Origin of the sequence: Flavobacterium sp. (assembly GCF_027490375.1) — a bacterium.
Classification (GTDB): domain Bacteria; phylum Bacteroidota; class Bacteroidia; order Flavobacteriales; family Flavobacteriaceae; genus Flavobacterium.
The window spans coordinates 58,468-65,225 of record NZ_JAIXYH010000088.1 but is presented as its reverse complement, the minus strand read 5'-3'; the positions used below and the strand labels follow the sequence as shown (position 1 = coordinate 65,225).

5 protein-coding genes are annotated in these 6,758 nt (G+C 40.4%); 2 read left to right on the top strand and 3 right to left on the bottom strand.

Going from position 1 to position 6,758, the window contains the following annotated elements:
• Positions 1-489: 489 nt before the first annotated feature.
• Together Q0064_RS13470 and Q0064_RS13465 are read right to left on the bottom strand one after the other, a co-directional pair.
• Complete coding sequence (locus tag Q0064_RS13470; RefSeq protein WP_298148730.1) at positions 490-1,506, bottom strand: M28 family peptidase; 1,017 nt, start codon at positions 1,504-1,506, stop codon at positions 490-492.
• A gap of 2 nt (positions 1,507-1,508) precedes the next feature.
• Positions 1,509-2,591, bottom strand: coding sequence for a DUF3667 domain-containing protein (locus tag Q0064_RS13465; protein WP_298148729.1), 1,083 nt, complete (start codon positions 2,589-2,591; stop codon positions 1,509-1,511).
• A 55-nt stretch (positions 2,592-2,646) separates the two neighbouring features.
• Here Q0064_RS13465 and Q0064_RS13460 point away from each other — a divergent pair, with 55 nt between their 5' ends.
• Entirely contained in the window at positions 2,647-3,102 is a 456-nt protein-coding gene (locus tag Q0064_RS13460) for a DUF1801 domain-containing protein (protein WP_298148728.1), read from the top strand.
• 374 nt (positions 3,103-3,476) lie between these two features.
• Positions 3,477-5,369, top strand: coding sequence for a molecular chaperone DnaK (gene dnaK / locus Q0064_RS13455; RefSeq protein ID WP_298148727.1), 1,893 nt, complete (start codon positions 3,477-3,479; stop codon positions 5,367-5,369).
• A gap of 157 nt (positions 5,370-5,526) precedes the next feature.
• Here the strand turns inward: dnaK and Q0064_RS13450 are convergent, their stop codons facing one another.
• Positions 5,527-6,717 (bottom strand): NAD(P)/FAD-dependent oxidoreductase, encoded by a 1,191-nt coding sequence (locus tag Q0064_RS13450; RefSeq protein WP_298148726.1) that lies wholly within the window; start codon positions 6,715-6,717, stop codon positions 5,527-5,529.
• Positions 6,718-6,758: the final 41 nt, after the last annotated feature.

Here is a 6,758-nt window from a genome sequence, read left to right as displayed (position 1 = left end):
GTTTTTCCGTAACCGTGTTTCGTTTTTTTTTCGTTGGGATTAACCCGTTTTCCCCTTCCCGTTTCGGGCGAAGTTCCCGAAAAAAATCGACATAGCATTACGGGAAATCCGTAAAAATCGGTAGGCGTAAGAGAAATCAAATGTTAAAACATAAACCACATCGAATTATAGCGCTCTTGCCATTAAACTTACATGATATGCGTTGTGATTACTTCTACAGTATAAGTTCGAAGTGAAAATCAATAGCTCTATTGCTTTTTAGAAAAAGGACACATTATCGTGTGATTTAACAAAGATTTTGGTTAAACAGGCTACACGCTGAGTTGATTCGTAGGAAGAACGACAAACGACCTTCGCATTTTGCAATTATAGAACTACCAGAACGTACCATTGATAAAAAAAACCGTGTCTTTTAAAGGTAAAGACACGGTTTTTGATTGGCCCAAATAAAATTCGACGCCAAACTATATCATTTAAAGTTGGAGTAAATCAATCGATTGGTTTGTCAACAACAATTCGCTTGTCTTTCGTAAGCAATTCTAAAACAATATTATAGGCGAGTTCTGTACGTTTTGTCAGCAAATCGAATTCAATTTTTTCCACATCGTCGGTTGGTTTGTGATAGTCTTCGTGAACACCGCTGAACAAGAATACAGAAGGAATGCCGTTTTTAGCAAAATTGTAGTGATCAGAACGGTAGTAAAATCGATTTGGGTCGGTCTTGTTGTTGTACTTGTAGTCTAAGAAAATATTCACAGATTTTTCATTAGCCGATTTACAGATTTTATCTAATTCGGTGGATAGAAAATCAGATCCGATTACATAAACGTAATTTCCGTTGTCTTTGTGTTCTACGTCGCGTCGGCCAATCATGTCGATATTTACGTTTGCGACTGTATTAAGCAGTGGAAAAGCCGGATTTTCAGAATAATAGCGCGATCCGTGCAAGCCGTGTTCTTCGCCAGTTACATGTAAAATAAGCAACGATCGCTTAAGTTTTAATCCGTTTTTCTGTGCCTTTTTAATGGCTTTGGCGATTTCGACTAGTGCAACGGTACCGCTACCGTCGTCGTCGGCACCGTTATAAACTGTACCGTTTTCTGTTCCGACATGATCGTAGTGTGCCGATAATACTACTACTTCATCCGGATTTTCATCTCCTTTAATAAAAGCCCAAATGTTTTCCGAATCATTTAAAACTTCTCGACTTTTTTTATTCATGTATGCGGCCGGAACTGCTTGGTAGTAGCCACTTTGCTCCGGAGGAAATCCGATACCTGCTTTTTTGTACTGATTGATCAGATATCGACCAGCGGCTTTCTGACCTTCAGAACCTGTTTCACGTCCTTGCATTTCGTCAGAAGCAATGTATGTAAGCATTTCACGCAGTTCAGACTCTTTAATTACTTCTGCATTTCGAGCCGCTACCGATGCTGATACCGCCTGTTTAGAACCACAAGACCAAAGTAATAATGCCGCCGCGGCGACTAAAAGGTGTTTTTTCATAACTATTTTATATTGTAAAAGGTATAGAGTGCCATTCCGGTTAAAACTAAGATTATTAGGAAACAATTGATCATGAAAATGAAAATTCCTTTGAAAAATGTGATAACACGTTCGGTTTTATAAAAGCGATGGTGCGCTGGAAAAAAATAGTAAAAGGAGTAGAGTAGGAGTCCTAAAACAAAAATCGAATAAATAACTTCTACAGCTGTATACCCTTCTAAACCAGTCACAAAAAAGAACCAACTGAACAAATGTTCTAGCAGCAACATCAACAACAAAAACGAAAAATAATGCAGGGTAAAAATGCCGTGATCGAAGTAATAATATTTCTTCTTGCTTTCAAAAATCCATAAAATAAAAGCAAACAAAGGCATGTAGATGAACAATACCTTAGGTAAATTGTGCTTAAAGGTCTCAAAAAATCGTTCCTGCAGCTCTCTTCCGGTATATCTGTTGTTTAGCTCAATCGACTTCCGCACGAACATCTGTTCTATAGCCGGTGGCTTTTCAGCTTCTGGCATCTTTTTGATTTTTTCATCGTATTCTTCCAAGGTTTTAGCCTCATCTCGAAAAAATCCAACCGATATATCATCGTCGCTTTTTCGTACCGACGCAATAAAATTTTTGAGACTGTCGGCTTCTTTCTTTCCAATTTTATTGTCCTTTGCCAAATCCGAAACCAAGTTGTGCGCGTTCTTTTTTGCCGTTTCTACATCAATTTTTCCAGCTTTCGTTTGCTTGCCTGTATCTACAGTTACTGCTTCAGAATCTGCAGGCAATAAATTAATCGACAAAAAAGTAACAAAACTGATGAAAATATACAGTCGGATAGGAGCGAGGTACGACATCCGTTTTCCCGACAAATACTCCGAAGTAAGCGAGCCAGGTTTTGTAATTAGGTTTTTGATTGTTCGCCAAAAGGCATTTTCATAGTGCGTTAAGTCTTCGAAAAAGTGAACAAATAAATGGTAAAAGTTTTTTCGGACCGAAACATTCTCTTGTCCACAGTTTGGACAGAAACGATTTTCGACCACATGCCGACAATTCAAACACGTTTTGTCGGTTCTTACAGGCGCTTTTGACATGGTTTGTTATAGATTGGTTGAAAGTTGTTAAATTTCGTCGCCTAAATTAATGCAAATGATAAAGAAAAGCGAGGCTGTTGACAAGTATATTGCTGCACAGCCACAAGATCGACAGAACGATTTAAACGAATTGCGAGATACCTTAATTAAGAGTTTGCCGTCAGGTTTTGAAGAAACAATTGGTTACGGCATGCCGGCGTACGTGGTTCCCCACAGTATGTTTCCCCGCGGCTACCATTGCGATCCCAAACAACCGCTACCTTTTGTAAGTTTCGCCAATCAGAAAAATTTCATCGCACTCTATCACATGGGCATTTATGTTAACACCGATTTGTTGAACTGGTTTACAGAACAATATCCACTACACAGTAAAAGAAAACTCGACATGGGTAAAAGTTGCATTCGATTTAAACCAGCAGAATTGCCAATAAAATTACTCGGCGAACTACTAAAACAAATGACTCCTAAAGACTGGATTCTTTTATACGAAGCAGCGCTCGAGCGAAGATAATTTTCTCAAAATCAGTTGCTAATTCTAAAAATAGTGTTAAATTAGCTATCCCCATTTCTACAAACATTAATGCTAAAATCACTAATTATGAAAGATTGGAGCGAAAAAATGTGTTTTAGATTTTTGTGTTCCGCGGTAGCTATAATCTTCGGAACGCTGATGTTAGTGTGGCTTATGAAGTATTAATACACTACTCTAATTACGCTAAAACTGTTACGTTGACATAAATTTACGATATGTCAACTTGACAGTTTTTTTATGCTTATTCATTAAATCTGACATTAAAACCACCTCATTTAAACAATGGCACAAAGATTGACTACTGAAGGATGTCATTAAAAACAGATTAAAAATCTAAAAATTAAATAAGCAAAATGGGTAAAATCATTGGTATTGACTTAGGAACGACCAACTCATGTGTTGCCGTAATGGAAGGTAGTGAGGCTGTTGTAATTCCTAATTCAGAAGGAAAAAGAACAACACCTTCAATCATCGGTTTTGTAGATGGTGGTGAAATCAAAGTTGGCGATCCTGCTAAACGTCAGGCAGTTACAAACCCAACCAAAACCATCGCCTCAATCAAGCGTTTCATGGGAAGAAATTTCACCGAAACTTCTGATGAAGCAGGTAGAGTGCCTTACAAAGTAGTTAAAGGCGACAATAATACACCTCGTGTGGATATCGACGGTCGTTTGTACACCGCTCAAGAATTGTCGGCTATGACACTTCAAAAAATGAAAAAAACGGCAGAAGATTACTTAGGACAAACCGTATCTGAAGCTGTAATTACTGTACCAGCATACTTTAACGATGCACAGCGCCAAGCAACTAAAGAAGCTGGCGAAATCGCTGGACTTAAAGTAATGCGTATCATCAACGAACCTACTGCCGCAGCTCTTGCCTACGGTTTAGATAAAAAAGGAAAAGATCAAAAAATCGCTGTATACGACTTAGGTGGTGGTACATTCGATATCTCGATCTTGGAATTAGGCGACGGCGTTTTTGAAGTTCTCTCAACAAACGGTGATACACACTTAGGTGGAGACGATTTCGACCAAGCCATAATCGACTGGTTGGCAGATGAATTCAAAAGCGAAGAAGGTATCGACTTGCGTCAAGACCCAATGTCTCTTCAACGTATTAAAGAAGCAGCTGAAAAAGCAAAGATTGAATTGTCTTCTTCTGCTGAAACTGAAATCAACTTGCCTTACGTAACCGCTACAGCAACCGGACCTAAGCACTTAGTTAAAAAACTTTCTCGTGCTCGTTTCGAACAATTAACCGATTCGTTGGTAAGACGTTCGATGGATCCTGTGGCAAAAGCGCTTAAAGATGCGGGCTTGTCAACTTCAGATATCGACGAAGTAATCTTGGTAGGTGGTTCTACACGTATGCCTAAAATTGCTGAAGAAGTTGAGAAATTCTTCGGAAAGAAAGCGTCTAAAGGCGTGAACCCCGACGAAGTAGTTGCCATCGGTGCTGCGATCCAAGGTGGTGTACTTTCTGGAGATGTGAAAGATGTATTGTTACTCGACGTAACACCGCTATCTCTCGGTATCGAAACAATGGGTGGTGTACTAACGAAATTAATCGAAGCAAACACAACGATCCCAACTAAAAAATCGCAAGTGTTCTCTACTGCAGCCGATTCTCAGCCATCTGTGGAAATCCACGTATTACAAGGAGATCGCGCTATGGCAGCCGATAACAAAACCATCGGTCGTTTTCACTTAGACGGAATCCCACCAGCACCACGCGGCGTACCGCAAATCGAAGTAACTTTCGATATCGATGCAAACGGTATCATCAAAGTTTCTGCAACCGATAAAGGAACTGGTAAATCGCACGATATTCGTATCGAAGCGTCTTCCGGACTTACGCAAGAAGAAATCGAGCGCATGAAAAAAGATGCTGAAGCTAATGCCGAAGCCGACAGAATTGCACGCGAACGTGTTGAAAAATTAAACGAAGCCGATTCTATGGTTTTCCAAACGGAAAGTCAGTTGAAAGAACTTGGCGATAAGATTTCAGCCGACGATAAAGCGGAAATTGAAGCAGCTTTAACCGAATTGAAAGCAGCACACGCCGCTCAAGATTTAGCCGCTATCCAAACCGGTTTAGACAAAATAAACGCCGCTTGGAAAAAAGCTACCGAAGCGATGTACGCACAAGGTCAGAACCCAGGTGCTCAACAAGCACAAGCTGAACCGACTGCAGAAACGCAAGGTGATAACGTACAAGACGTCGACTACGAAGAAGTGAAATAATTTCTTTCGTACATAAACTAAAAGGTCGCCCGAATAAGGCGACCTTTTTTTATGATATTAATTCAAGCATTAAGACCTTCTTGATGTAACCCGAAATGCTGTTTCTGTTAACGAAAAAAACTTCGATTCATTCTTTTTCTAAACGACGAAACAACGTTTATTTTCTTGAATTTAAGATGGCTTCAGCTGTGATTCTTCCGCTCTGCATCGCACCGTTAATCGATCCTTGCGTCAGGTAATCACCGCAATAATACACGCCGGCTTTCTGTTGGCTGCTAAAGCTACGTATCGGGTTCAAATTGGGTAACGCTTCATAAATCTCGTAGTATTTCACCAACTTCCAATCGCGAACCTGAGCGCCAAAAAGTAGTTGTAAATCGTTGGTAATTTGTTCGTTCGTCCAGCCCGTTCCGTTTGCCGAAACAGAAATCAACTGTTTGTTCGTAATCCTGTAATTGGGTGCCACGCAGCTCATTAAAACCACATTGTTTACGATTCGTTTGGCATTGGCATTCAACAAAACGTGTTTGCTCTCGAGCGGAAGTTGTTCTGCCTCAAAATAATAGTTCGAAACACTGTGGTACAACACCGATTTCTCGTAATTAAACGCACAAACCACGGTATCAAAAGTACTGGTTTCGCCAACAGCTGTCGTAACTGACTGCGCATCGAAGGCCGTAACAGCGGTTTTTAAACGAATATTTTCTGAACCTATATACTCAGCGAGTTGTTCGGGAATCGCACCCATACCGTTTTTGGGAACGGCAGCGCCCGATTCGGCAAACATTTTAAATGTAAATCGCAACATTCGGTTATCCGTTTGTAAGTCGTTTTCCAAAAAAACACCCTGATAAAACGGTTTCCAAAAGTCTGCAATCATCGACGAACTAAAACCAAAATCTTTCAAGAACGCTAGTGAGGTGCGGGTATCGGCACTGTTTAAAATGCTGTCAACGCTCGTTCGACTTAGTTGCAACTTCAATTTGAGCAACAGTACTTTGTCGCGTAAACTACCCGGACCTTTCAATACCGTTTGTATTAAAGCCGAAACGCCGTTCTCCGGATCGTAAAACGGAATTTTCTTCCCGTTTCTAAAAATCAACGATCCTTTGTCAAAACGCTGTAAGTCGAGCGCCTCGTAATTCAATACTTTTTTAGTTTCCGGATAGGCGGGAAGGAGTACTTGAAATCCGCGGTCGCAGCGATATCCCGAAATAAGGTCTGTTTTCACTTTTCCACCAACCGAATCCGACGATTCGAAGACGGTTACATCCGCGATTCCGTTTTTCTTTAAGTACCAGGCACAGGTTAAACCCGCCAAGCCGCCGCCAATTATAGCTACTTTCATTGTAAATCGTTACTTTAGATACTCTTGTCTTTGCAGTTGAA

Coding starts and splice junctions, on each gene's coding strand:
- Q0064_RS13450 (WP_298148726.1), bottom strand. CDS start 6,717: ATGAAAGTAGCTATAATTGGCGGCGGCTTGGCGGGTTTAACCTGTGCC.
- dnaK (WP_298148727.1), top strand. CDS start 3,477: ATGGGTAAAATCATTGGTATTGACTTAGGAACGACCAACTCATGTGTT.
- Q0064_RS13470 (WP_298148730.1), bottom strand. CDS start 1,506: ATGAAAAAACACCTTTTAGTCGCCGCGGCGGCATTATTACTTTGGTCT.
- Q0064_RS13460 (WP_298148728.1), top strand. CDS start 2,647: ATGATAAAGAAAAGCGAGGCTGTTGACAAGTATATTGCTGCACAGCCA.
- Q0064_RS13465 (WP_298148729.1), bottom strand. CDS start 2,591: ATGTCAAAAGCGCCTGTAAGAACCGACAAAACGTGTTTGAATTGTCGG.